Source organism: Rahnella bruchi (assembly GCF_003614975.1).
Taxonomy (GTDB): domain Bacteria; phylum Pseudomonadota; class Gammaproteobacteria; order Enterobacterales; family Enterobacteriaceae; genus Rahnella; species Rahnella bruchi.
Genome location: NZ_QZWI01000009.1, coordinates 1 through 22,735, shown reverse-complemented (window position 1 = coordinate 22,735; position 22,735 = coordinate 1). Strand labels below are relative to the sequence as shown.

Below are 22,735 nucleotides of genomic sequence, written 5' to 3'. Positions count from 1 at the left end.
GTTGTCACGTAGTGTACTTAACTCTGCACCGCAGAAAAATGTGATATAGCGCACAAGACTATTGACTCAGATGCAATAATCGAAGAATCGACACGACAATTTAATCCTTCTTTTGTGAAAAAATGGCTGAAAAAAGAACCATAAACACAGCAACTGTGACAGCCATACGGCAGATGATGTACTATCGCGAACATCATTGCCCTGCGAAAGCCGCCTGTGTGCGCCTGCGGGTGCAAGCTTCCTTAATTTCCAAAACGATAACGCCACGGGTCTGAGGATTAAACATCAATGAGCGAAATGACTCATGACGGAACAGAGCGTTTAGCACTGCACACGTTTACTGAGAACGCCTATCTCAACTACTCCATGTACGTCATCATGGACCGCGCGCTGCCGTTTATCGGTGACGGGCTCAAGCCGGTACAGCGTCGTATTATTTATGCGATGTCCGAGCTCGGCCTGAGTAATAACGCCAAATTCAAAAAATCCGCACGTACCGTCGGTGACGTGCTGGGTAAATACCATCCGCACGGCGACAGCGCCTGTTACGAAGCGATGGTACTGATGGCACAGCCATTCTCTTACCGTTATCCGCTGGTCGACGGGCAAGGGAACTGGGGGGCGCCGGATGATCCGAAATCCTTCGCCGCGATGCGTTATACCGAATCGCGCCTGTCAAAATATGCCGACGTTCTGTTACGTGAATTAGGGCAGGGAACGGTCGATTACGTGCCGAACTTTGACGGCACCATGCAGGAGCCGAAAATGCTGCCTGCGCGTCTGCCGAATATTCTGCTCAACGGCACCACCGGTATTGCGGTCGGGATGGCGACGGATATTCCGCCGCATAACATCCGTGAAGTGGCTGCCGCGGCGGTCGCACTGCTGGAAAAACCGAACAGTTCGCTGGAAGATTTGCTGGAATTCGTTCAGGGGCCAGATTTCCCGACCGAAGCCGAAATCATTACGCCACGCAATGAAATCCGCAAAATGTACGAATCGGGCAAAGGCTCGGTGCGTATGCGGGCGGTCTGGCATAAAGAAGACGGCAGCGCGGTGATCACCGCCTTACCTCATCAGGTTTCCGGCGCAAAAGTGCTGGAGCAAATTGCCAACCAGATGCGTGCCAAAAAACTGCCGATGGTCGAAGATCTGCGTGACGAATCCGATCACGAGAACCCGACGCGTCTGGTGGTAGTGCCGCGCTCTAACCGTATCGATCTCGATCAGGTGATGAATCATCTGTTTGCGACCACCGATCTGGAACGCAGCTACCGCATCAACATGAATATGATCGGCCTCGATCACCGTCCGCAGGTGAAAGGGCTGCTGGAAATTCTGACGGAATGGCTGGCTTATCGTCGTGATACCGTACGCCGTCGTCTGAATTACCGCCTCGATAAGGTCCTGAAACGCCTGCATATCCTCGAAGGTTTGCTGACTGCGTTCCTTAATATCGATGAAGTCATTCACATCATCCGTACGGAAGATGAGCCGAAACCGGTGCTGATGCAGCGTTTCGAGCTGTCAGATACTCAGGCAGAAGCTATCCTTGAGTTGAAATTACGTCATTTGGCGAAACTCGAAGAAACCAAAATTCGCGGCGAGCAGGATGAGCTGGCGAAAGAGCGCGATCAGTTGCAGGCGCTTCTGGCATCCGAACGCAAACTCAGCACGCTTATCCGCAAGGAAATTCTGGCTGATGCCGAAGCCTTTGGTGACGAACGCCGTTCGCCGATCACTGAACGCGAAGAAGCCAAGGCGATGAGCGAGCACGATTTCATTCCGTCCGAGCCGGTCACGATTGTGTTGTCCGAATCTGGCTGGGTGCGCAGTGCTAAAGGTCATGACATTGACGCTTCCGGCCTCAGCTACAAAGCCGGTGACAGTTTCCGTGCCGCAGCGAAAGGTAAGAGCAATCAGCCCGTGGTGTTTATGGACTCCACGGGCCGCAGTTATGCGCTCGATCCGACCACACTGCCATCGGCGCGTGGTCAGGGTGAACCGCTGACCGGTAAACTGACGCCGCCGCCGGGCGCAACCATTGAACATGTTCTGATGGCTGCCGACGATCAGAAGTTACTGATGGCTTCCGATGCAGGTTACGGTTTCGTTTGTACCTTCAATGATTTAGTGGCCAGGAACCGTGCCGGTAAAGCGATGATCTCCCTGCCGGAAAATGCGAAAGCTTTCCAGCCAATGGAGCTTCATGGCAGCGATGACATGTTGCTGTCGATTACTGCTGCGGGCCGTATGCTGATGTTCCCGGTGGCTGACTTGCCGCAGTTGTCGAAAGGCAAAGGTAACAAAATTGTTTCAATCCCTTCTGCGCAGGCAGCAAGCGGAGAAGATAAACTGACGTGGTTACTGGTGCTGCCACCGCAAACGTCAATTATCCTGCACGTGGGTAAACGTAAGCTGGTTCTGCGTCCGGAAGATTTGCAGAAATTCCGCGCTGAACGTGGCCGTAAAGGAACCCTTCTGCCACGTGGTCTGCAACGTATTGATCGGGTTGAAGTCGACGCACCTGCACGTACCACGGGTGGCGACAGCGAAGAATAAGATCGCTGTTGACCCCATAAAGTCAGGGCACATTTGTGCCCTGAACTCTTTTTGAGGGAAAGCAGTGGCCTGAGACTGTTGTGCAGTGCAAAGATTTTACATTTGTATCAATAAAACCGTTGTGCCGTGTTGAATGAGGCTTGAGAATAGTTCACCGCACAGGGAACGAGATTGCACAGGTTTCTTACCGGCTTCGGCTGTAGTTTTAAGAGGATGTTATGTTATTTATTTTGCGTCTGATTATCGTGGTGGTTTACTCGATTCTGGTCTCTGTTTTTGGTTGCATCTACTGCCTTTTCAGCCCGCGTAACCCGAAACATGTGTCGACGTTCGGCAAATTGTTTGGTCGTTTGGCGCCGGTATTGGGTCTTCGCGTCGAAAAACGTATTCCTGCCGATGCAGTGAATAACGGCAACTGCATTTATATTGCCAACCATCAGAACAATTACGACATGGTGACGGCGTCGTCCGTTGTCATGCCAGGAACGGTGACCGTCGGCAAGAAAAGTCTGGTGTGGATCCCGTTCTTTGGTCAGCTCTACTGGCTGACGGGTAACCTGCTGATTGACCGTGATAACCGTGCCAAAGCGCACGGCACGATTTCTCAGGTGGTGAGTCAGATTAAGAAAAAGAATCTGTCGATCTGGATGTTCCCGGAAGGAACCCGCAGCCGTGGCCGTGGCCTGATGCCATTCAAAACCGGTGCTTTCCATGCGGCCATTGCCGCCGGCGTGCCGATTGTGCCGATTTGCGTATCGAATACCAGCAACAAGGTGAAGTTAAATCGCTGGTCAAACGGCCTGGTGATTGTCGAAATACTGCCGCCAATCGACACCAGCGGTTATACCAAAGAACGCCTGCGTGAATTGTCTGAGCATTGTCGTCAGATTATGGCGGATAAAATCGCTGAGCTGGATGCCGAAGTTGCTCAGCGCGAAGCTGCCGCAAAAAAATAAAATTCAGTTGATACCACTTTTCCCGCTGCCATTGATGGCGGCGGATTCTACACAGTTCCTGATTTTGTTTTCATGGAGAAGATATGTCACTCAGTCGTCGCTCGTTCCTGCAAGCCTCCGGCGTGGCCCTTGCCGCAGGTGCTCTGCCATTAAAAGCAGAAGCGAGTGGTTCGCAACCTGCATTGCCTGTTCCGCCATTGCTCGAATCGCGTCGCGGACAACCGCTGTTTCTGACTTTGCAGGCTGCTCACTGGTCATTCCTGGGTGGCGCAAAAGCGCCGGTCTGGGGCATCAATGGCATGTATCTTGGCCCGACGGTCAAAGTGCACAGCGGTGATGACGTCAAACTGATTTACAGCAACCGTCTGGCAGAACCTGTATCAATGACCGTCAGCGGTCTGCTTGAACCGGGAACCTTAACCGGCGGGGCCGCGCGTCTGATGCAGCCTGGTGTTGACTGGTCCCCGGTGTTACCTATTCGTCAGGCGGCCGCGACTTGCTGGTATCACGCTAACACGCCAAACCGTATGGCGCCGCACGTCTATAACGGCCTGGCGGGGATGTGGATTGTTGAAGATGAAGTCAGCAAGAGCCTGCCATTACCGAATCATTACGGCGTGGATGATTTCCCGATTATCATTCAGGACAAGCGCCTGGATGGGTTTGGCGTACCGCAATACGACACACCGGCTTCCGGTGGTTTCTTTGGCGATACGATGCTGGTCAATGGCGTGCAGAGCCCGTTCGTTGAGGTTTCGCGCGGCTGGGTTCGTCTGCGTTTACTGAATGCGTCGAATGCGCGCCGCTACGAACTGAGCATGACCGATAACCGAGCGTTCCACGTCGTCGGTTCTGATCTTGGTTTCCTGCCTGCGCCGATGACGGTGAAACGTCTTTCCCTCGGACCGGGTGAACGCCGCGAAGTGCTGGTGGATATGTCGCAGGGCGAAGAAGTGTCGATCACCGCCGGTGAAGCGGCAGGGGTGATGGACAGACTACGTGGCCTGTTCGAGCCTTCAAGCATTCTGGTATCAACTATCGTGCTGACGCTGAAACCAACCGGCCTGCTGCCGCTGGTGACAGACAATCTGCCAATGCGTTTACTGGCAGATCAGATCCTGAGCGGTAACGTTGTCCGTACCCGTGACCTGCGCTTAGGCGACAGTGAACCGGGGATTAACGGCGCGCAGTGGGACATTAACCGTATCGATCTTACGGCGCAGCAAGGCACGTGGGAACGCTGGACGGTGCATGCGGATATGCCGCAGACGTTCCATGTTGAAGGCGTTTCCTTCCTGGTGAAAAGCGTCAATGGCGCCGCACCGCTGGTGGAAGATGCCGGATTCAAAGACACGGTGTGGGTGGACGGAGACGTCGAACTGCTGGTGTATTTCAACCAGCCTTCCTATGAGCACTTCCCGTTCGTTTACCGCAGTGGCGCGCTGGAACTGGCTGATCGCGGTTCTGCGGCCAATATGCTGGTGCAGCCTTCGATGTAATCGTATATCGCCCAATAAAAAACCCGCCGCGGCGGGTTTTTGTTTTATGACGGTACTGAATATCTTACAGACCCTTTTCCGGATCAGGACCCAGACGGTGCTCTTTATCCAGCTTGGTGACTTCCGCCAGCTCTTCCTTCTCCAGTTTGAAATCAAACACGTCGAAGTTTTCGCGGATACGTTTTGGTGTCACCGATTTAGGGATAACAATCAGGCCGTTATCCAGGTGCCAGCGGATGACAATCTGCGCCGGCGTCTTGTCATATTTCTCGGCCAGTTTCTGGATCAGTGGCTGATCAAACACGCCTTCGCCGCCCTGTGCCAGCGGGCTCCAGGATTCGGTGGCAATGGTGTGTGTGGCGTTCCACGCGTGCAGCTGGCGCTGTTGCATCAGTGGATGAAGCTCAATCTGATTCACCACCGGGAAAATACCGGTTTCATCTTTCAGCTTCTGCAAATGTTGCAGCGGGAAATTACATACCCCGATGCTTTTCGCCAGACCTTCTTCTTTCAGTTTCAGCAGGGCTTTCCAGGCATCCACGTAATGCCCCTGAGCCGGCTGCGGCCAGTGAATGAGATAGAGATCGACATAATCGGTTCTCAGCTTTTTAAGACTGGTTTCCAGCGCCTGTGGGGCGTTTAACTGATCGTCGTTCCACAATTTGGTGGTGATAAACAGCTCTTCGCGCGGAACCAGATTGGCGGCAATCGCTTCACCGACGCCTTCCTCATTCTTGTAGATGGCGGCGGTATCAATATGACGATAACCGGTTTCAATCGCCGTTTTGACTGCGCTGGTGGCTTCCTGATTACTGGCTTTCCATACGCCAAGTCCTAACTGAGGCATCAGGTTGCCATCGTGAAGTTTAATGATGGGTTGCGTTGCCATGAGTTTCTCCTTTCAGGGCAAAGTACCCGCCATAAAGCACGGGTACTGTGTAGGGATTGACGTTAAGTCTAGTAAACGAAACGGCATCTTGCTGAGCAGGCTACCTATATTCAGACAGGAAAGAGGCTTAAGCGTTCATATCCAGCACCACGCGGTAGCGCGCTTTCCCTTCGTGCAGATGCTCCACGGCATCATTGATTTTGCTCAGCGGGAAATGCTCAACTTGCGGCGTGATGTCATGACGGGCACAAAACGCCAGCATGTCGGCCAGACGCGAAGGTGAGCCGGTCGGTGAACCGGACACTTCAGCCTGTTTGCTGATTAGCGCCATCACATGCAGCGGTACCGCTTCCGGCACCACGCCGACAAAGTGCAGACGGCCTTTTGGTGCCAGTGCGCCGATAATGGCGTCCCAGTCCAGCGAGGCATTGGCGGTCACCATGATGAAATCCAGCTGACCGGCAATTTTCTTCAGTTCATCGCTGTCACGGGTAGCGATAACGCGGTGCGCACCGAGTGAGATAGCTTCGTCACGTTTCGCCAGAGAAGAGGTAAACGCAGTGACTTCACAGCCCCAGGCGTTCAGGAAGCGCAGCGCCATGTGGCCCAGGCCGCCGATGCCAATTACGCCAACGCGGTGAGTCGGCAGCACGCCAAATTGCAACAGCGGATTGAAGACGGTGATCCCGCCGCAGAACAACGGGCCGGCGCTGGTGATGTCCACGCCTTCCGGCAGCGGAATAGCCCATGCCCAGTGGCTACGGATCTTGTCCGCGAAACCGCCGTGATGGCCGATGATGGTCGCTTCCACATCATGACAAAGATGCTGATCGCCGGACATACACGGGTGACAGTGCATACAGCTGCCACGGTTCCAGCCCACGCCCACAATTTGGCCCACTTTCAGCCCTTTGTTCTGCGCATGATTGCCAATTTTAACGATTTTACCGACCACTTCATGGCCCGGTACAAAGGGATATTGGGTAATGCCCCAGTCGTTATTCAGCATGGATAAATCGGAATGGCAGACGCCGCAGTAATCAATGGCGACTTCGATTTCTTCATCCCCAATCGGCCCTGCGTCGAAAGCAAACGCCTCGAGTGGCTGGTTCGGGCCGGTAGCGGCCCAGGCGTTAAAGGTGTTTTCAGCAGCAACAGGTGCAGACATAAAATCCTCCGAACTATCGGGTTAGATGAATAATGAGTAAAAATAAGGAGTTATCAGAAAATATAACCGATGACCGGAACGCCGATCATGATTTGCGAATGAAAAGTGCGTTCATACAGACTAGCAGTTCATCGCATTTATGCAGGTGTGTCCCCCTGCGGAAGGCGACATTAACTGTAAGAGAAAATTGGCAGCGGCATGATGCCCATTCCTGCCAGAGTCTTGCCTGTTTCTGCTTGTCTCTGTAGGAACACAGGGGGTTATGGCAGAATCATTGCCAGTTTAATGAATAAGTGGAGCGGAACGATGGAAAACGTGAACAGTCTGTGCGCCCGTATGGCAGCCAGAGTTGCACAACTGAGCGGAGATAAGAACCTCGTGCCGTCAGCAGTCCCGCAGGTGACGCTGATGTACACCACGCGTTACCATCCGCGCCAGCCGGTTTTGTACAATCCCGGCATTGTGATCCTTTTTCAGGGGCGAAAAGTCGGTTATCTGGGCAAGAAAACCTTCTCTTACGATCCGCACAATTACCTGATGCTGACCGTGCCATTGCCTTTCGAATGTGAAACCTTCAGTAGCCCCGAAGAGCCTCTGGCCGGTATCCAGATCAGCATTGATAACCTGATGTTGCAGGATCTGCTGATGGATATGGGTGACGAAAGCGTAATGCGTCAGAAAGAATCCTCAACAGGCATCAACTCCGGTGTGCTGGATGACGATATCCTCTGCGCGACAGAGCGCCTGCTGGATGTGATGGATAAGCCATTGCACGCCCGCATTCTGGGGCCGAAAATTATCCGTGAAATCCTGTTCTTTATTCTGACCAGTGAGAACGGCGGGGCGCTCCAGGCGCTGGTTAACCGTCATACGCATTTCAGCCAGATTGCCAAATCCCTGCGCCGGATTGAAGCGCAGTACGCTGACAATCTCAGTGTGGAAACGTTGGCCAGTGAAGTGAATATGAGCATTTCGGCGTTTCACCATAATTTCAAAGCGGTGACCAGTACCTCACCGTTGCAGTATCTGAAAACCTACCGCCTGCACCGCGCACGTACATTGATGATTTATGATGGTGTGAAAGCCAGCGTGGCGGCTTTACAGGTCGGATATGAAAGCGCGTCCCAGTTCAGCCGGGAGTTCAAACGCTATTTTGGCGTAACGCCGAGTGACGAAATGGCGCGACTGCGCGAAGGGAGTTCCGGCGTTCTGGCGTTAGCTGACGGGGCTTTTAAGGCCTGAGCCGGTCTGTTCCGAAACGGTTCAGAAACGACATTTCCGTTTCTTCCAGATAACCAGCAATGCGCCTGCAAGACCGACGACCAGCAGCAGAACCGGTAAAATCATCAGCCCCGCCATGACCTGATCTTCATGGCGTTTAACTATCGGAATGTGGCTCAGTGCGAAGCCCAGAGAAATCACCACGCCGACCCACAATATCGCGCTCAGCCAGTTAAAGAACTGAAAACGGGCATTGTTGAGCCCGGAAATCCCCGCCATTGTCGGCAACAATGTCCGAACGAAAGCCAGAAAACGGCCCACCAGCAGCGCCATCAGTCCGTGCTGAATAAACATCTGATGTGCACGCTGATGATAATGCGCCGGGAGTTGCAGCAGCCAGCCTTTAACCAGTTTGGTGTGGCCGAGCCACCGCCCCTGAATATAGCTCAGCCAGCAGCCCAGGCTCGCCGCCGTGACCAGAATAATCAGAGTAGGAATGAAGCTCATCACGCCTTTGGCGATGAGCGCGCCGGTCAGCAGCAGCAGGCTGTCACCGGGCAGGAACGAGGCGGGCAGTAAGCCGTTTTCAAGAAACAACGTGGCAAACAGGACGGCATAAATGACCCAGAGGAGATTCGGGTCGGCGAGCATACTGAAATCATGCTGCCAGAGAGCATGAAAAATGTCGCAAAGAACTGCCATATTCTGTCCTGTTTCTGTTCATTAAAAACTGTCACTTGCCAGTGTAACGCGGATCAATGCCGGATATGTTGATCTGAGGACACTGTAAAAAGACAGAAGGCTCCGGCATCAGTCGCCCGGAGCTATAGATAGCTTACAGATTATTATCATTTTGCGAATGAATATCCGCCGGTTACCTTACCGATATGCGCGGTATGTCGCAATCTCTGTGGCTTATGCGGACGCAATCCGTTCAAAAGCCGTTGAAAGATCGGCAATCAGATCTTCACAGTTTTCCAGCCCGATATGCAGACGCACCAGCGTGCCGGTAAAATCGACGGTTTCCGCCGGTCGAATAGCCTGAATTTCTTCCGGCTGATTGGCCAGCACCAGTGACTCAAAACCGCCCCACGAATACGCCATACTGAAATGCTCGAAATGATCGAGATAGTCAGAAAGCTGCTGTTTGCTCAGACGCTGTTTCAGCACGAAAGAGAACAGGCCGCAGCTGCCGGTGAAATCCCGCTTCCAGAATTCATGCCCTTTGCTGCCAGGCAATGCCGGATGATTAACCACCGCCACTTCCGGGCGCTCTGCCAGCCACTGCGCGATACGGATGCTGCTTTCTGCATGCTGTTTCAGGCGCACGCCCATGGTGCGCAGCCCGCGACTCGCCACATAAGCGGTATCGGCATCGACCATTTGCCCCATCAGGTAAGAATGCTCACGCAACTGGGCCCAACAACGTTCATTTGAAACGGCGGTGCCAATCATCGCATCCGAATGACCGACGATGTATTTGGTGCCCGCCTGAATAGAAATATCGATATCAAATTCCAGCGCTTTAAACAGAATACCTGCCGCCCATGTGTTGTCGATCATGATGACAACTTCCGGGTTCACTGCGCGTACGGCTTTGACCATCGCCGGAATATCCGGCACTTCCATGGTGATGGAGCCCGGCGATTCCAGGAACACCACTTTGGTGTCCGGTTGCATCAGTGAGCCCAGTTCAGCGCCGATATTGGCCGGAAAATAGGTGGTGGAAACGCCGAGTTTCTTCAGCACTTTTTCGCAGAAATCTTGTGTCGGTTCGTAAGCAGAACCGGCCACCAGAATGTGGTCACCGCTGCTGACGAATGACAGCACGGCATTGCTGACCGCCGCCGCGCCGCAAGGGTATAGCGCGCAGCCTGCGCCGCCTTCCAGTTCAACCATCGCTTCCTGCAATGAGAAATGTGTCAGGGTGCCGCGACGTCCGTAAAACAGCTCGCCGTTGGCACGGTTGGCGGTAGCATGTTTTTTATCTGCCACAGTTTCAAACACCAAAGATGACGCGCGCTGGATCACCGCATTCACCGACCCTTGCGTGTATTTTTTGTCACGTCCGGCGCTGACCAATGCAGTTTCAATTTTTTTAGACGACATAATCCTTATTTCACCCTGTTGTGTTGCGCGGCACTCTCTGGCATCCGCTGATATGTCATTAACTTAACATGATGAATTTATGGGATCAGACTTTTGGGGGATGAATGAAAAAATTTCAGCCAACTCTGCCCGTTTGAACATAAAAAAAGCCCGTCATCACGACGGGCAAGGGAGAAATACGGCCTGGCGTCAGCCTGTATAGACGCCGAAGAGTTTGGGCAGGAACAGCGAAATGGTCGGGATGTAGGTCACGAGCATCAGCACCACGAACAGCACGCAGTAGAACGGCAGCATCGCTTTCACTACTTTCTCGATACTCTGCTTACTGACCGCACTGGCCACAAATAGCACTGAGCCAACCGGTGGTGTGATCAGGCCAATTCCCAGATTCACCAGCATGATCATGCCGAAATGCACCGGATCAATGCCGAGCGACAACACCACGGGTAACAGCACCGGTGTGAGGATCAAAATGATCGGTGCCATATCCATCAGCGTGCCGATCACCAGCAGCATGATGTTGATACACATGAGGATCACGTACTTGTTGTCTGAGATCGAGGTGAAGAACCCGGTGATCCGCATCGGCAGCTGCATGTAGGTCATCACCGCGCCAAAGCTGGCGGCAAAGCCAATCAGGATCATGACGATGCTGACGGTTTTGACCGTGCGGTACATCAGCTTAGGCAGTTCGCTCCATTTGTAATCACGGTAGATAAACATGGTCACAAAAAACGACCACAGGCAGGCGATGGCCGCGGATTCCGTTGCGGTGAACACGCCGCTGAGAATGCCGCCCATGATGATGACGACCGTCATCAGCCCCCACAGGGTGTCGATGAAAATCTTCAGTGCCTGACGGAAGGGCACGCGTTCCCCTTTCGGATAGCCGCGTTTGTGCGCAAATACTACGCACATCACCATCAGCGTCAGGCTGAGCAGTAAACCAGGCAAAATACCGGCGATGAACAGCGCGGCAATCGACACGGTGCCGCCGGTTGCCAGTGAATAAATCACCGAGTTGTGGCTCGGCGGCGTCAGAATGGCCTGCACGGATCCGCTGGCGGTGACCGCCGCTGCAAAGTCGCGCGGATAACCTTTCTTCTCCATTTCCGGGATCATCACTGATCCAATCGACGCAGTATCTGCCACCGAAGAGCCTGAAATCGCACCAAAAAAAGTCGAGGCTACAATGTTGACCAGCGACAGTCCGCCGCGAATAAATCCGACAAATATGTAGGCAAAACTGACCAGCCGGCGGGCGATCCCTCCCTCAGCCATGATCGCACCCGCCAGAATAAAGAACGGGATCGCCAGCAGTGAAAACTTGTTCACGCCGTTGGTCAGCTGGATCATCAGCGCTTCGAACGGCAAATCAATCCACCAGGCACCGGCCAGCGCGCTCAGCCCGACGGCATAGGCGACCGGTACGCCAATCGCCAGCATGACAGCCAGCGTTAACAGCAAAATTACGGCATCCATATCAGGCTCCCGGTCAGGCGTCAGAATTGCCCAGCATCACCACAGGACGCTGATGCTGCGGTCCGGCAATGATCTGCTCAATGATGAATAACAGCGTCAGCGCAGAACCTACCGGCAACGGCAGATAGGTTTGTCCGGCGGTTAGTAGCGGGAATTCCGCCACCGGCTGTTGCCAGAGCTCGCTGCACAATTGCAGGCTGTACCAGAAAATAAATACGCTTATCGCCAGCATCATCAGGTCAGAAAGCAGTGCGGCGAATTTTTTCAGGGCAGGCGGTAAACGGTCAGTGACCATGGCGACCACAATATGTGAACCTGCGCGGTAACTTACGGCGGCGCCGATAAAGGTGAACGTCACCATGCACAGAATGGCGATCGGCTCCGGCCATGAAAGGGCGCTGTTCATCACGTAACGGGCGAAGATCCCGACCGGGATCACCGCCACCATCAGCAGGAGCGCGATCCCGGCGAACCACATTGCGCAGCGGTATAGAATGTCCATCAGGGTGTGATAACTCGAAACCATAAATCCCCCGGCGAAAGATCATAAAGAGGCAGCCCGCAGGCTGCCGTTATCAGGCTTTACTTAACGTCAGCGATTTGTTGCATCAGTTCCTGATGGTCTTTGCCGAATTCATCACGGACAGATTGCGTAGCTTTGACATAGGTCGCAGGGTCGATTTCATAGAATTTCACGCCGCCTGCTTTCATTGTCGCCAGCGCTTTCTCGTTATAAGTTTTCCACAGTTCGCGCTGCTCATCCTGTGCTTCTTTCGCCAGTTTGAGGATCAACTGCTGATCTTCCGGTTTCAGCTTGTCCCATTTCACTTTTGAATACAGGAACAGCTCAGGAATGATGAAGTGGCGGCTGTAGGTGTAGTTTTTCACCACCGGCAGATAGTTGTGGGCGACAAACGTCGGCGGGTTGTTTTCGGTGCCATCGATAACGCCTGTTTGCATGCCGCTGAACACTTCACTGACACCCATCGCTACCGGGTTTGCGCCCATGGCTTTCAGCGTTGCTAATGCAATCGGGCTGCCCTGCACGCGGATTTTCATGCCGTGCAGATCTTCCGGTTTTACCACTGGCTCTTTGGTAATCAGATTACGCGTGCCGCCATCCATCCAGCCGAGGAACACCAGTCGGGAATTCGGATTGTTAGTGATCTTGTCGCCGATCTCTTTACCAATCTGACCGTCGAGCACTTTGTGCATGTGGTCTTCGTCGCGGAATATATAGGGCAGGGTGAAGACGTTAATCTCCGGCAAAATCGAAGCGACCGGCGTCATTGACACACGGATGATATCCAGCGCACCGAGCTGTGCCTGCTCAATTTCTTGCTTTTCATCACCCAGAACACCCCCCGGGAAGGTTTTGATTTCGAGGCGTCCGTCCGTTTGTTTTTGCAGCTTTTCGCCCATGTGCTGAACGGCGACGACGTTCGGATAACCTTGCGGATGCACGTCGGCGGCTTTCAGCGTTTGTGCGGATACGCCGTGGGTAAATAAAAGGGTCGCGGAACTCAGGCAAAGGCTGAGAAGTGCTTTTTGCATTTTCATCAGTTTGTCTCCAGGGTACAGGGTAAGGGAAAGATAAATGAGAGCAAATGTCGATCTGGGCGGACGAAAAGGTTCGGCCTGATCATTATGGAAAATTTCTAAATAAGCTTTTAAATTATAGGGATACAGGACGTGCCGGTGCGCGGTCTTCGCCAGTAGAAGCACCTTACCTTATTTCCTACTGTGCGGTATTTGAGCGTTATCACAAACTCATAACAAATGTAAAAAGCTGTTACTTAATATTTAAAACGCTGTTTTGTCTTTGGTAATGAAGTTCAGATAATTGATTTACTGCGTGATTTTTTTAGAAAGTGTGACGGAGGTAAAATTGTTCAAGCCTTGTGCAAACAAGAAAAACCTTGTCATCTGTCAATGACACGGCAGCCTCCAGGCGCGACAATGTAAATAATAATGAGAACGACTATCAATTAGGGCTTTTTCTTTGATATCATTCGGCGTTATTCATTCCTTCTATACACTGATTCTGGCTGGAGGCGACGCGTGAAAACGGCTCGCAATAAGATGAAAGAGGCGACCTCATTACTGATGTCGTTAATGTTGGTTGCTGGTCTGAGCGGCAACGCCATGGCAGCACCGGCGACGCCGGCTGGACAAGCCGTTACTTCTGCAGCAGCTCAACCGGCAGCGGCTGACAATCCTGCACTGGCCTCTGGCGATGCAACGTCCGCACCGGTTATGCAACCGGTACCTGCCGAAGCGACCCCTGTCATTCCAACCGATTTGTCTGTTATGGGCATGTATCATCACGCAGATGTCGTGGTGAAAACCGTTATGATCGGCCTGCTGCTGGCTTCAGTGGTGACCTGGGCGTTGCTGTTCAGCAAAGGCGCAGAAGTATTCACCGGTAAGCGCCGCATGCGCCGTGAGTTTGATGCGCTGTCTTCCGTCCGTACGCTGGATGAAGCCGCTGAACAAGCCGAAAGCTTCGCTGCCAGTAGCATCAGCGCGCAGATGATCCGCGATGCACAGAACGAACTCGAATTGTCTGCCGGTTCCACCGACAACAACGGCATCAAAGAACGTACCGGCTTCCGCCTTGAGCGCCGCGTCAGCGCCGCGGGCCGTTACATGGGCCGTGGCAACGGTATTCTGGCGACCATCGGGGCAATTTCTCCGTTCGTCGGCCTGTTCGGAACAGTCTGGGGCATCATGAACAGCTTCATCGGTATCGCGCAGACGCAAACCACTAACCTGGCCGTCGTGGCGCCGGGTATCGCAGAAGCCTTGCTGGCGACCGCTGTAGGTCTGATTGCCGCTATTCCTGCGGTGGTTATCTACAATATTTTCGCCCGTACCATTACGTCTTACCGTCATCAGGTTGGCGATGTGGCGGCGCAGATTATTCTGTTGCAGGGTCGTGATTTGGATCTGGCTGCCAGCGAAGGCGATGCGCCACGCGGTCAGACAGGTCAGTTACGCGTAGGGTAAGAGCAGATTATGGCTATTCGGTTAAACGACGATATCGACGAAAGCGGTGAAATGCATGACATCAACGTCACGCCTTTCATCGACGTTATGCTGGTGTTGCTGATCATCTTCATGGTGGCAGCGCCGCTGGCGACCGTAGATGTGCGGGTGGATTTACCGGCCTCCACGGCGAAACCACAGCCGCGTCCGGAGAAACCGATTTTCCTGTCGGTGAAAGCAGATAAACAGCTTTTCCTTGGTGATACGCCAGTGAATAGCGACAATCTGACCGCGATGCTGGATCAACGTACTCAGGGCAACAAGCAGAGTACGATTTTCTTCCGAGCGGATAAGACGGTGGATTACGAAACGCTGATGAAAGTGATGGATAACCTGCGTAAAGCGGGTTACCTGAAAGTCGGACTGGTCGGCGCCGAACAAACCGGTGCCGCCGCGGCGCAGTAGGTTTTGTCAGCTCGGAAGTACACCAAAGGCCAGCGCTGCTGGCCTTTTTGCTTTTTTGGAAATAGCTTTGCCCGATTACCGCCTACAGTTTCTTCGCAACTTTGCCCGCATCCATATCGCAGCGCATATGATCCCAGCCCTGATAGTTTTTCACTTCAGGTACGTGATCGGGTAAATCCTGCCAGTTGGTTTTCAGTATCTGGGTAGTTCCTTCCAGTCCTAGTTTGGTCATATAAACCATTCCCCAGGCTTCACCTGGATATTGAGCTTCAAGAACCTGCACTTTGCCATTTTCCAACCTGTAAGGAATACCCGGCCCACCGGGAAGAATGCGCGGGTCTTCAAAAGGTTTTGACGAGGTATAGAGACTGTGTTTTGTTTGTAAGAAACCCTGGTCGTTAATCACGGTTACGGACAGAACATCATCGTAGTACGGAGCGTTATCCCCGTTAGGTTCATTGGGACCAGGAGACATGGAGGCGCTACCCAATTCCCAGGTTTGCCCATAGTCTTTAGACACTTTGAAACCTCCCATGACTGTTCCCCATCCCGGTATCGCAATATAGCGCGCTGAAGGATGCATAAATTTATGGGTAAAAATGTGGTAAAACTGGCTCACAGGTTCAGTATGGATACCCCTTATAGTATCGGTGTACCAAAGTTCACCTTCACAATCATATCCTTTCAGTTCCAGATAACGATGATCGTCAAAACGGTAGATTACCTGCGTTGGGGGCTGTTGTGATCTGGCCTGGCATCCGGTGATTGCCAGCGTCAACATCAATGCTGTTAATCCTTTCATAGTCTTCCCTGTTATAACTTTGAGTCAGCTAGCGGTTTAGGCATATCCCATTGCAGGTTATCTACTTCCTGATTATGGATTTCCGGATAGCGGGCTTGTTTGACAGTGGTGCTGTTGAAAAACTGGTTTACTACATCCTTGGGTAAAACTTCTTCGGGTTTATTCATAAACCATTTTGTTTGTGTTTCATCGAGTTTCCCTGTCAGGTAATACCCTTTCGCAAATTTGTTCCCATTCTGCGGGTCACGCCAGTCCGCCCGATGCAGCAATGCTTCCCAGAATTTCCCGTCCTGAAAATCAAAAGACTCACATTGACCAATAGCCAGATCAAACGCCATGGCATGCGAAGGTGTAGGCTCACTCATCACGATGGATGAATGCTGGCTATAGGCAACAGGATCAGTTTCCATCCATTCCTTTTCCAGTTCTTCACGCCTCGTCAAAACGTTTTATCCATTTTATACTGGCCTCCACAGCATCAATTGGCTTTGGTAGTTTTAAAAAGGGACGACGATAGTTTTCAAATCTTATTGGCTTAGTTAAACGAGCGACACTTTTATAGCGCTCTGGGATAAAATTTTCATATGTATCACCTAATTGAGGAATAGGGCCCGCTATAATAATTACTCCTCCCTCATAAGAATGAACCCTACACTTCTCACCCAATTTAGCATGAATAACACCTATGCCACCTAACTCTGCAACAATATCATCCCCTAAAATCGTCAACCAATTAACGCCTTTAATACGATTGTGGACATTTTTACAGCTCAAACTAAATATTACCGTATCTTGATGATCTACTCCTGGGTGACGTTGTAATAATGGCCATGTCCATTTTGCTAACGGCTCACTGTTTGGCGCGTAAGCGAAACAAAATCCCGCTGAGCCATGAGAGGGTTTTAATCTTTCACACCACTGTAATGTCATTGCAAATAACGTTTCGAAATTGTTTTCACCGTGTGTATTACAGACTGACATTGATGCATTTATCGCTGATAATTCTTGCGATTCAAATTTTTCCCCCAAGCATGAAATCTGCCAGGGGGTAGCATCAACCGGATCGCCTTCATATTTCCGGTTGTCATAGTAGACATTCATTCCATAGCCATAATGGGGAGAGATTTTTTCAAGAGCACTATGCCAACGAGGAACGGGATCCCCTTTAATTTTAGATATTCTTGTCGCGTTAGGTAATACGTATGTATTCAGCTGATCTTTGAAGTTGAGATAATATTTCTCGATGCAGATTAAGAAATCTTGGTACATACTAATATTACCATCCTCATTTTTTGGTGTAATAAATAGTTCCACACCTAAGGCAAAGCAAGCTTCTATAGATTTGTTACCCATGACAGCTATCGAATCTAATTTTTCTAATTCTAAATCTGGAATTTTAATATTTTTCTGATTCATTGATAGATCCTTAAATTAAAAACTCATTGAAGCAGTCTGTGCACTCACCGCAGACCAGACTACTATGTCACCCACTGGACCATCGAACGGGCATATACTGGCTGCCACGCCGAGAATAACAAGGCCACCCAAGGCAAAATAACTCGCGGTGGAATTTTTCTTTTCGGATTCAGGTGCCGGTGCAGATATCACTTCGGTTTCTTTTTTATTGTTTGGACATTTTTTAGGCCAATCAGAGCACTTTTCAACGAAAAATGTTTTGTAATTCCCATCTAACTTTTCGGCCATTCTCTCATAATCCTTTAGCCGATTTCTTTCGATACTATCATTTGGGAACTTAACATCAATTAATCTGATAGGCTCACCACTACTCCCCAACTCAATAATATCCATTCTCCTGCCACCTTTAGGCGTATAAAGCCTGGCGCTTGGGCAATCTCCATTTTTTTGACCATATTAAATTTCCCTCAGGGTCAAAATGAACCTCCGTCCAAATATTACTTTCAGGTTTCGGATATCTACCAGCATATTTTCCGTTTCTAAGTTTATCTTCAAGGCAGGTTTGGTAGTGAACGTACTTTCCATTTGGATTATTTTTTGACTTCAAGCGATTGCAATGTTCTTCGTAACACTCTTTGGCTTTTTTACAAATCTCGTCTTCCAGATCATCTTCTGGCAATTCCGATTGACATAGCCCCGCCATATTCACCGTATTTCGGTGATTCATAAACATCTTATCTGTCAGGCGGCATGCGGGTTTGCCTTCAAAGAACACATCAAATGAATGGCTAATCCAGTCGGCTTCCGCTTTGTTTGTACCGGATTTAACGCCGCCCATTGAACCTGATTCATCATAAATACTGCGGGCAAATTTTGAGCCGAAATTAGCAATCGTGTTGCCGCCGTCGGCAAATACGCTGCTGGTGCCGTTGGTTAAATCGGCGGAATAGGCTTCGTTTTCATAGGGTACAGGCACTGCATCCGGAGGTGTTTTACAGACATCAGGCAATGTGTTGTGAGTGACCCCGCCGCTGCCTTTATGACATAGCGTTAATCCATTAATATTAATCGTTATCATACTGTTCCATTCCCTGGGTTATTGGCTTAAGCATCACTGCACAGCGTTGATGATCGTCTGAACTGGACAACACTAAAGTGCATTTCCCATTGATTTTATCGTGGTCTGATTTTATCTGCCACGCTGCCAATGCCAGATGGGTGACTATGCTGGCGCAGCCTAAATCACCGCTGGCCAGTACCGGTGCAATACGCTGGAAATCGTCACTGAGAAAGCTACCTAAGCGCGAAAGGGTAAAACCGTATTCATCAAAGCGATAAATCTCACCATTCACATCGGTGAAAAGATGCGAAATTGTATTGATATCGGCTTGTTTTATCGCCTCACGGGCGGCAGCACTCAGCCCTAGTCCGAGACAGGGCTGGTCATCGTCATGTAAAACAGGTTCTTCAGCTGCGGCAACGCCTGGCAAAGCGCACCAGCAAGAAAAGGATTTTGTCGGGGCTAATATCAGTACTGCAGCACCTTCACCGGGAATACGACCATAGGGATTTATGCGAGGTTCGCCTTTATAAAGACTATGGCTGCCGTGTAACAGTCTTTGTTCTTCGAGCCATATCAGCGTTTCAGGCTTTAACCAACTCTCAACCGCGACGAGAATATCCAAAGTTAATTTGGTGTCATGTAGTTGCAACTGACGGATCTGAAGCAATGCATTCCCGGCTTGTGCATGATTGCCCCGCAGTACATTAACTTGCTGACAGTCGGGTAAATGCGCTGATAGGGATGCTGTAAGCACCAGGTCCAGCGCGGAATGAACTCCGGGTCTGTCAGCCGGGGGCAAAACAAGCCAAAGCCTTGTTGGAAGACTTATCAGGTCTCCCGCTGATAACAGCGCATCTTGCATCGCGTTGTCTGCAAGCACCTGCCAGCGGGAAATATCAAAAGCCAATTCACGCTGCGGGAAATAGCTGGCTTTCACGGGTATCCCGCATCGATCTGTAACAAAAGTAAGCTTACGGGAAAGAGAAAACTGCGTTCTGACGGCGATATCAGCGAGTGCCAGTGTCGGGCCCGAAGGAAATGAACAGCCAGCAGCGATAATTCCAAGACTCATGATAGCTGCTCCCATTCTGTGAAGCGGGTTGGGAGAACCGGTGGATGCACATTCAGACGTTTCTTTTCAGTAATTGTCGTGACATCCAACATGTTGACCTTCCGGTGGCAGGGGAGCGCGGTATGCCATACCACACTGAGTCGTGGGTAATCCGGCTCAATAATGACTGTATGTATCTTCGCCCTGTGCATGCTGACAGTGCCGTCGATGAACTGAGTTCTGAAACTGAAGGAAATTTTGGGAATTGCGAAACTGAGAATATTTGATGAGCTGAACGATGGTGGTGTAAGGTTCGCCAGTGTAACGATCTCGTTTCCTCGCAATTGACCTGCGGCATACTGTGGCGGAGGTGCGACCTGCCAAAAACGCGGGTCAAAATCTTTGGGAGTTAAAGGGGAGCGGGTTTCCTGCCAGTACTTATCATAAGTTCCTGCATGACAAACGCGTCCCGGCCACTGGCGGGGCACGGCACCAAAGCCCGGATATCCTGAGTCTGATAAGAATTCAATCTGTGGAAGTCGTGATTGACCTTTTTCCGGGTTTTCATCTACAGCTATTCCGAGAGGATTGTAAATACCTTCCCCAGAAAAAGGCCCCTGCGCCATGTAGGAATACCCTAAAGGTATTTTCAGGAGTTTTGAGCTGGCATCGTAAGAATCGCCATTCCAGATACGCTGACCGCTTATGCGTGCAAGGCGGCATATTCCGGATAATTTCATACCTATAAATAGTCTGTTCACAGGGTTGTTATTAGGTGCCCAGGCATGGCCATTGAGTATGATATCAGTAGAGTCTTTTTCTGGTCCTAAATCTGTTTCATATAATATTTCTTCGCTGTCAGGAAACATCACAATGCCATTATTAACCGGTAGCGGTGAGGTTAATTGAGTTGAACCGTCAGCAAGAATGTCATAGGTTGCTTTTATCGCCACGACCCAAACTTCGGCCCCGTTAACATCTCTGTACCATCCACGTTCTGCACTGTAAGGGGTTTCATTTTTTAGGCTCCACATCCTGTGTTCCTTAGTTAATATCAATACGCCCGCCAGACAGGCGATTAACACCTTCTGCATCGCTGAGGATATAGTCGCCTTTCAACACAATTTTGCCGTTGGGGTAAAGAGTGATGCTTGATTTTCCGCAGCTGAGAGTAATTTTCTTTTCCGAAGAAATAATAACTTCATCAGCAACTTTACTTGTCGCGTTATCATTTTGTGTAACTGGTCTGTCTTTGGTGCCTAGCATATTTTTTGCATCCTTATTTTCCCGATACTCATATCAGAAAATACGAAGAAAAGAGGGGGTGTAGAGAGTGCTGACTTCTTGTTTCAGGTATTGCAAACGAGCAATAGCCAGAGGATGCAGCGCAAGTAAACCACGTTGTAAAACTGAACGCTGTCCTGCAATTGTCGCAGGATATCCGCCGGTATAAGCAGACGATTTTTCAAAGTCGCAGGAGTTGACTCCCCACCATTGCTCAAAGGCAGGTTTATCTGGCCAGCTGAGATCTTCGTCGGCCTCATTTTCTGGGATCGTGCCATCCTGAGCCAGGTGTGAGGAGGATTCAGGAAGCAGCGATGGCTTATGCCAGCCAGCCTGTTCCGGGCTCATTCCGGTAATCATAACGATAGAGGCAGCGCTCAGGCGGGCATAGTCCGGTGAATCGAGATATTCACTGAGTATGGGAATGTTTTCTGACATACCCGATATTCCCAAAGCGCTGAGATACAGACGCCGGTTAGATGATTTCTGACTCAGCACATGAAGACAATGCGATGGTGAATAACCGGTATTGAGAAGGTATAACCGTACTGCTCTTTCACGGATTTCATCGTTATTACATTGAATAAGCCGGAGAAGTAACGCCTCAATAGAAATATCCTGACAGGGTAAGTGGCGTACCAAAATTGTTTGTAATGCCTCCAGGCTTATCTGAAAGTCTGGAGAGTTTGCGAGTTGAGTGACCAGAGAAAAGTAGTCTGGATGCCGTTGCTGATGAAGTGCATAAATTAACCCCGGAACTGCCCCCGGCAAGACTGTGAGTTTGTCAATTTCACTCTCTGTTAATGCAGGTGCTTGTGGTAGTCCAATTTTCTGGTAGGCAGCAATAACCCGGAAAAGTGGATTGATAAATAGGCGTTCCCAGAGCGGAGACTTTACGGGAGCCCATGCAATAAGAGGATTAATTACGGGCAGTAAATGTGGCATTACCTGCATTAGTCCCAGGCATCCCTCCAGCAATTGAATATTACCCGAATGGAATGCGAAGAGACCTATTGCAAATACATCGCCACGACTTAATGGTGATTCGAGTTGCGTCTCAAAGTAAGAATACGCGTCATTTTTAAGATAAAGCAAACCTGAGAGATAAGTTTGTAATCTCCTGTCCCACTGAATCAAATCATCAGTATTGTGATGATAGGAGCGCAGAAGACTATTACGACGACGATAATCCAGCGATAGCATATCTGCATATTGCTCTGCGAGCAGCGGGGCGACACCGGTCTTGAGATTAATCATCAGTTAATATTGACCTTACCTGAGACTTGTTTGATGTCTTTTTCACCATTGAGCAGGATTTTTACCCCATTCAGGGTAACCGTTCCATCCTTCTTCATGGTCAGCAGACATTCGCCGACTTTGATGGTGAGACTGTCCTTTACCGTCAGCGTGTAGTTTTCGCCGATGGTAATTACCTGAGATTTTTTGACATTTTGTGTATCGGCCCCTGTAACATCACTGCTCTGGTCGTTGCCGACTTGGGCGTGTCTATCATTCGTCACATCGAGATATTGGTCATTACCGATTGTGGTGCGGTGGTCATGCGCAACGTCAAGCTTTTGGTCATTGCCCACTGAGACCTGACGATCATTTGTCACCGTCGTTTTCTGGTCATGTCCGGCGGCTTTCTCTTTACCGACCGTCACCGTCTGTCCTTTACCTATCGTCTCCGTGTGGTCAACCGTCACATCCGTCATCCGGTTATTTAGCACCTTCGTCTTCATGTCTTTCTGAGCATGGATCGACAGCAGTTCCTGTGCGG

Annotated in this window: 23 protein-coding genes; 6 read left to right on the top strand and 17 right to left on the bottom strand. The window is 50.7% G+C overall.

Going from position 1 to position 22,735, the window contains the following annotated elements; all coding sequences use genetic code 11:
* Positions 1 to 288: 288 nt before the first annotated feature.
* The 3 genes from parC to ftsP all read left to right on the top strand — a co-directional run bounded on the left by parC (position 289) and on the right by ftsP (position 5,017).
* Complete coding sequence (gene parC / locus D5398_RS15470; RefSeq protein ID WP_120508438.1) at positions 289 to 2,562, top strand: DNA topoisomerase IV subunit A; 2,274 nt, start codon at positions 289 to 291, stop codon at positions 2,560 to 2,562.
* A gap of 218 nt (positions 2,563 to 2,780) precedes the next feature.
* Positions 2,781 to 3,518, top strand: coding sequence for a 1-acylglycerol-3-phosphate O-acyltransferase (locus tag D5398_RS15465; protein ID WP_120508437.1), 738 nt, complete (start codon positions 2,781 to 2,783; stop codon positions 3,516 to 3,518).
* Positions 3,519 to 3,601: 83 nt separating this feature from the next.
* Positions 3,602 to 5,017 carry a cell division protein FtsP gene (gene ftsP / locus D5398_RS15460; protein ID WP_120508436.1) on the top strand — a complete coding sequence of 472 codons (1,416 nt, stop codon included), beginning with the start codon at positions 3,602 to 3,604 and terminating at the stop codon, positions 5,015 to 5,017.
* A 64-nt stretch (positions 5,018 to 5,081) separates the two neighbouring features.
* Here the strand turns inward: ftsP and dkgA are convergent, their stop codons facing one another.
* Entirely contained in the window at positions 5,082 to 5,906 is an 825-nt protein-coding gene (gene dkgA, locus D5398_RS15455; protein ID WP_120508435.1) for a 2,5-didehydrogluconate reductase DkgA, read from the bottom strand.
* A gap of 127 nt (positions 5,907 to 6,033) precedes the next feature.
* Positions 6,034 to 7,074 carry an NADPH-dependent aldehyde reductase Ahr gene (ahr, locus tag D5398_RS15450; protein ID WP_120508434.1) on the bottom strand — a complete coding sequence of 347 codons (1,041 nt, stop codon included), beginning with the start codon at positions 7,072 to 7,074 and terminating at the stop codon, positions 6,034 to 6,036.
* Between the two features lie 306 nt (positions 7,075 to 7,380).
* Between ahr and D5398_RS15445 the strand changes: the two genes are divergently transcribed.
* Entirely contained in the window at positions 7,381 to 8,316 is a 936-nt protein-coding gene (locus tag D5398_RS15445; protein WP_120508433.1) for an AraC family transcriptional regulator, read from the top strand.
* 21 nt (positions 8,317 to 8,337) lie between these two features.
* Here the strand turns inward: D5398_RS15445 and D5398_RS15440 are convergent, their stop codons facing one another.
* The 5 genes from D5398_RS15440 to D5398_RS15420 form a co-directional block, all read right to left on the bottom strand.
* Positions 8,338 to 8,997, bottom strand: coding sequence for a DedA family protein (locus tag D5398_RS15440; protein WP_120508432.1), 660 nt, complete (start codon positions 8,995 to 8,997; stop codon positions 8,338 to 8,340).
* Positions 8,998 to 9,210: 213 nt separating this feature from the next.
* Positions 9,211 to 10,404 carry a cystathionine beta-lyase gene (gene metC, locus D5398_RS15435; protein WP_120508431.1) on the bottom strand — a complete coding sequence of 398 codons (1,194 nt, stop codon included), beginning with the start codon at positions 10,402 to 10,404 and terminating at the stop codon, positions 9,211 to 9,213.
* Between the two features lie 189 nt (positions 10,405 to 10,593).
* Positions 10,594 to 11,886: a TRAP transporter large permease gene (locus D5398_RS15430; RefSeq protein ID WP_120508430.1), complete on the bottom strand. Its 1,293-nt coding sequence runs from the start codon at positions 11,884 to 11,886 to the stop codon at positions 10,594 to 10,596.
* Between the two features lie 13 nt (positions 11,887 to 11,899).
* Positions 11,900 to 12,412, bottom strand: coding sequence for a TRAP transporter small permease (locus D5398_RS15425; RefSeq protein WP_120508429.1), 513 nt, complete (start codon positions 12,410 to 12,412; stop codon positions 11,900 to 11,902).
* A gap of 56 nt (positions 12,413 to 12,468) precedes the next feature.
* Entirely contained in the window at positions 12,469 to 13,446 is a 978-nt protein-coding gene (locus tag D5398_RS15420) for a TRAP transporter substrate-binding protein (protein ID WP_120508428.1), read from the bottom strand.
* Between the two features lie 522 nt (positions 13,447 to 13,968).
* On the opposite strand from D5398_RS15420, the gene exbB reads away from it, so the two are divergent.
* On the top strand, positions 13,969 to 14,895 hold the full coding sequence (gene exbB / locus D5398_RS15415) for a tol-pal system-associated acyl-CoA thioesterase (RefSeq protein ID WP_244216774.1): 927 nt from the start codon (positions 13,969 to 13,971) through the stop codon (positions 14,893 to 14,895).
* A 9-nt stretch (positions 14,896 to 14,904) separates the two neighbouring features.
* Positions 14,905 to 15,339, top strand: coding sequence for a TonB system transport protein ExbD (exbD, locus tag D5398_RS15410; RefSeq protein ID WP_120508426.1), 435 nt, complete (start codon positions 14,905 to 14,907; stop codon positions 15,337 to 15,339).
* Between the two features lie 82 nt (positions 15,340 to 15,421).
* On the opposite strand, the gene D5398_RS15405 is transcribed toward exbD, so the two are convergent.
* The 10 genes from D5398_RS15405 to D5398_RS15365 all read right to left on the bottom strand — a co-directional run.
* Positions 15,422 to 16,141, bottom strand: coding sequence for a T6SS immunity protein Tli3 family protein (locus D5398_RS15405; RefSeq protein ID WP_120508425.1), 720 nt, complete (start codon positions 16,139 to 16,141; stop codon positions 15,422 to 15,424).
* Positions 16,142 to 16,152: 11 nt separating this feature from the next.
* On the bottom strand, positions 16,153 to 16,551 hold the full coding sequence (locus D5398_RS15400; protein ID WP_120508424.1) for an effector protein Tle3 domain-containing protein: 399 nt from the start codon (positions 16,549 to 16,551) through the stop codon (positions 16,153 to 16,155).
* 19 nt (positions 16,552 to 16,570) lie between these two features.
* A complete protein-coding gene (locus D5398_RS15395) occupies positions 16,571 to 17,557 on the bottom strand; it encodes a type VI immunity family protein (protein ID WP_120508423.1) in 987 nt (328 codons plus the stop codon).
* Positions 17,558 to 17,572: 15 nt separating this feature from the next.
* Positions 17,573 to 17,950, bottom strand: a complete 378-nt coding sequence (locus D5398_RS25530; protein WP_208645971.1) for a hypothetical protein — start codon at positions 17,948 to 17,950, stop codon at positions 17,573 to 17,575.
* Between the two features lie 13 nt (positions 17,951 to 17,963).
* Positions 17,964 to 18,635: a DUF4150 domain-containing protein gene (locus D5398_RS25650; RefSeq protein WP_244216773.1), complete on the bottom strand. Its 672-nt coding sequence runs from the start codon at positions 18,633 to 18,635 to the stop codon at positions 17,964 to 17,966.
* Complete coding sequence (locus D5398_RS15385) at positions 18,622 to 19,692, bottom strand: hypothetical protein (RefSeq protein ID WP_120508422.1); 1,071 nt, start codon at positions 19,690 to 19,692, stop codon at positions 18,622 to 18,624. The genes D5398_RS25650 and D5398_RS15385 overlap by 14 nt, the downstream gene beginning before the upstream one ends.
* Positions 19,689 to 20,705, bottom strand: coding sequence for a DUF2169 family type VI secretion system accessory protein (locus tag D5398_RS15380; RefSeq protein ID WP_120508421.1), 1,017 nt, complete (start codon positions 20,703 to 20,705; stop codon positions 19,689 to 19,691). The genes D5398_RS15385 and D5398_RS15380 overlap by 4 nt, the downstream gene beginning before the upstream one ends.
* A gap of 10 nt (positions 20,706 to 20,715) precedes the next feature.
* Positions 20,716 to 20,937 carry a hypothetical protein gene (locus tag D5398_RS15375; protein WP_120508420.1) on the bottom strand — a complete coding sequence of 74 codons (222 nt, stop codon included), beginning with the start codon at positions 20,935 to 20,937 and terminating at the stop codon, positions 20,716 to 20,718.
* A gap of 33 nt (positions 20,938 to 20,970) precedes the next feature.
* A complete protein-coding gene (locus D5398_RS15370) occupies positions 20,971 to 22,212 on the bottom strand; it encodes a hypothetical protein (RefSeq protein WP_120508419.1) in 1,242 nt (413 codons plus the stop codon).
* Positions 22,212 to 22,735, bottom strand: a 524-nt coding sequence (locus D5398_RS15365) for a bacteriophage T4 gp5 trimerisation domain-containing protein (protein ID WP_425272771.1), incomplete at its 5' end; no start/stop codon positions are given. The genes D5398_RS15370 and D5398_RS15365, both read right to left, overlap by 1 nt.

Bases quoted from the DNA above. Each gene is read 5' to 3' on its own strand.
- parC (WP_120508438.1), top strand. From the start codon at position 289: ATGAGCGAAATGACTCATGACGGAACAGAGCGTTTAGCACTGCACACG.
- D5398_RS15465 (WP_120508437.1), top strand. From the start codon at position 2,781: ATGTTATTTATTTTGCGTCTGATTATCGTGGTGGTTTACTCGATTCTG.
- ftsP (WP_120508436.1), top strand. From the start codon at position 3,602: ATGTCACTCAGTCGTCGCTCGTTCCTGCAAGCCTCCGGCGTGGCCCTT.
- dkgA (WP_120508435.1), bottom strand. From the start codon at position 5,906: ATGGCAACGCAACCCATCATTAAACTTCACGATGGCAACCTGATGCCT.
- ahr (WP_120508434.1), bottom strand. From the start codon at position 7,074: ATGTCTGCACCTGTTGCTGCTGAAAACACCTTTAACGCCTGGGCCGCT.
- D5398_RS15445 (WP_120508433.1), top strand. From the start codon at position 7,381: ATGGAAAACGTGAACAGTCTGTGCGCCCGTATGGCAGCCAGAGTTGCA.
- D5398_RS15440 (WP_120508432.1), bottom strand. From the start codon at position 8,997: ATGGCAGTTCTTTGCGACATTTTTCATGCTCTCTGGCAGCATGATTTC.
- metC (WP_120508431.1), bottom strand. From the start codon at position 10,404: ATGTCGTCTAAAAAAATTGAAACTGCATTGGTCAGCGCCGGACGTGAC.
- D5398_RS15430 (WP_120508430.1), bottom strand. From the start codon at position 11,886: ATGGATGCCGTAATTTTGCTGTTAACGCTGGCTGTCATGCTGGCGATT.
- D5398_RS15425 (WP_120508429.1), bottom strand. From the start codon at position 12,412: ATGGTTTCGAGTTATCACACCCTGATGGACATTCTATACCGCTGCGCA.
- D5398_RS15420 (WP_120508428.1), bottom strand. From the start codon at position 13,446: ATGAAAATGCAAAAAGCACTTCTCAGCCTTTGCCTGAGTTCCGCGACC.
- exbB (WP_244216774.1), top strand. From the start codon at position 13,969: ATGAAAGAGGCGACCTCATTACTGATGTCGTTAATGTTGGTTGCTGGT.
- exbD (WP_120508426.1), top strand. From the start codon at position 14,905: ATGGCTATTCGGTTAAACGACGATATCGACGAAAGCGGTGAAATGCAT.
- D5398_RS15405 (WP_120508425.1), bottom strand. From the start codon at position 16,141: ATGAAAGGATTAACAGCATTGATGTTGACGCTGGCAATCACCGGATGC.
- D5398_RS15400 (WP_120508424.1), bottom strand. From the start codon at position 16,551: ATGGAAACTGATCCTGTTGCCTATAGCCAGCATTCATCCATCGTGATG.
- D5398_RS15395 (WP_120508423.1), bottom strand. From the start codon at position 17,557: ATGAATCAGAAAAATATTAAAATTCCAGATTTAGAATTAGAAAAATTA.
- D5398_RS25530 (WP_208645971.1), bottom strand. From the start codon at position 17,950: ATGGATATTATTGAGTTGGGGAGTAGTGGTGAGCCTATCAGATTAATT.
- D5398_RS25650 (WP_244216773.1), bottom strand. From the start codon at position 18,635: ATGATAACGATTAATATTAATGGATTAACGCTATGTCATAAAGGCAGC.
- D5398_RS15385 (WP_120508422.1), bottom strand. From the start codon at position 19,692: ATGAGTCTTGGAATTATCGCTGCTGGCTGTTCATTTCCTTCGGGCCCG.
- D5398_RS15380 (WP_120508421.1), bottom strand. From the start codon at position 20,705: ATGTGGAGCCTAAAAAATGAAACCCCTTACAGTGCAGAACGTGGATGG.
- D5398_RS15375 (WP_120508420.1), bottom strand. From the start codon at position 20,937: ATGCTAGGCACCAAAGACAGACCAGTTACACAAAATGATAACGCGACA.
- D5398_RS15370 (WP_120508419.1), bottom strand. From the start codon at position 22,212: ATGATTAATCTCAAGACCGGTGTCGCCCCGCTGCTCGCAGAGCAATAT.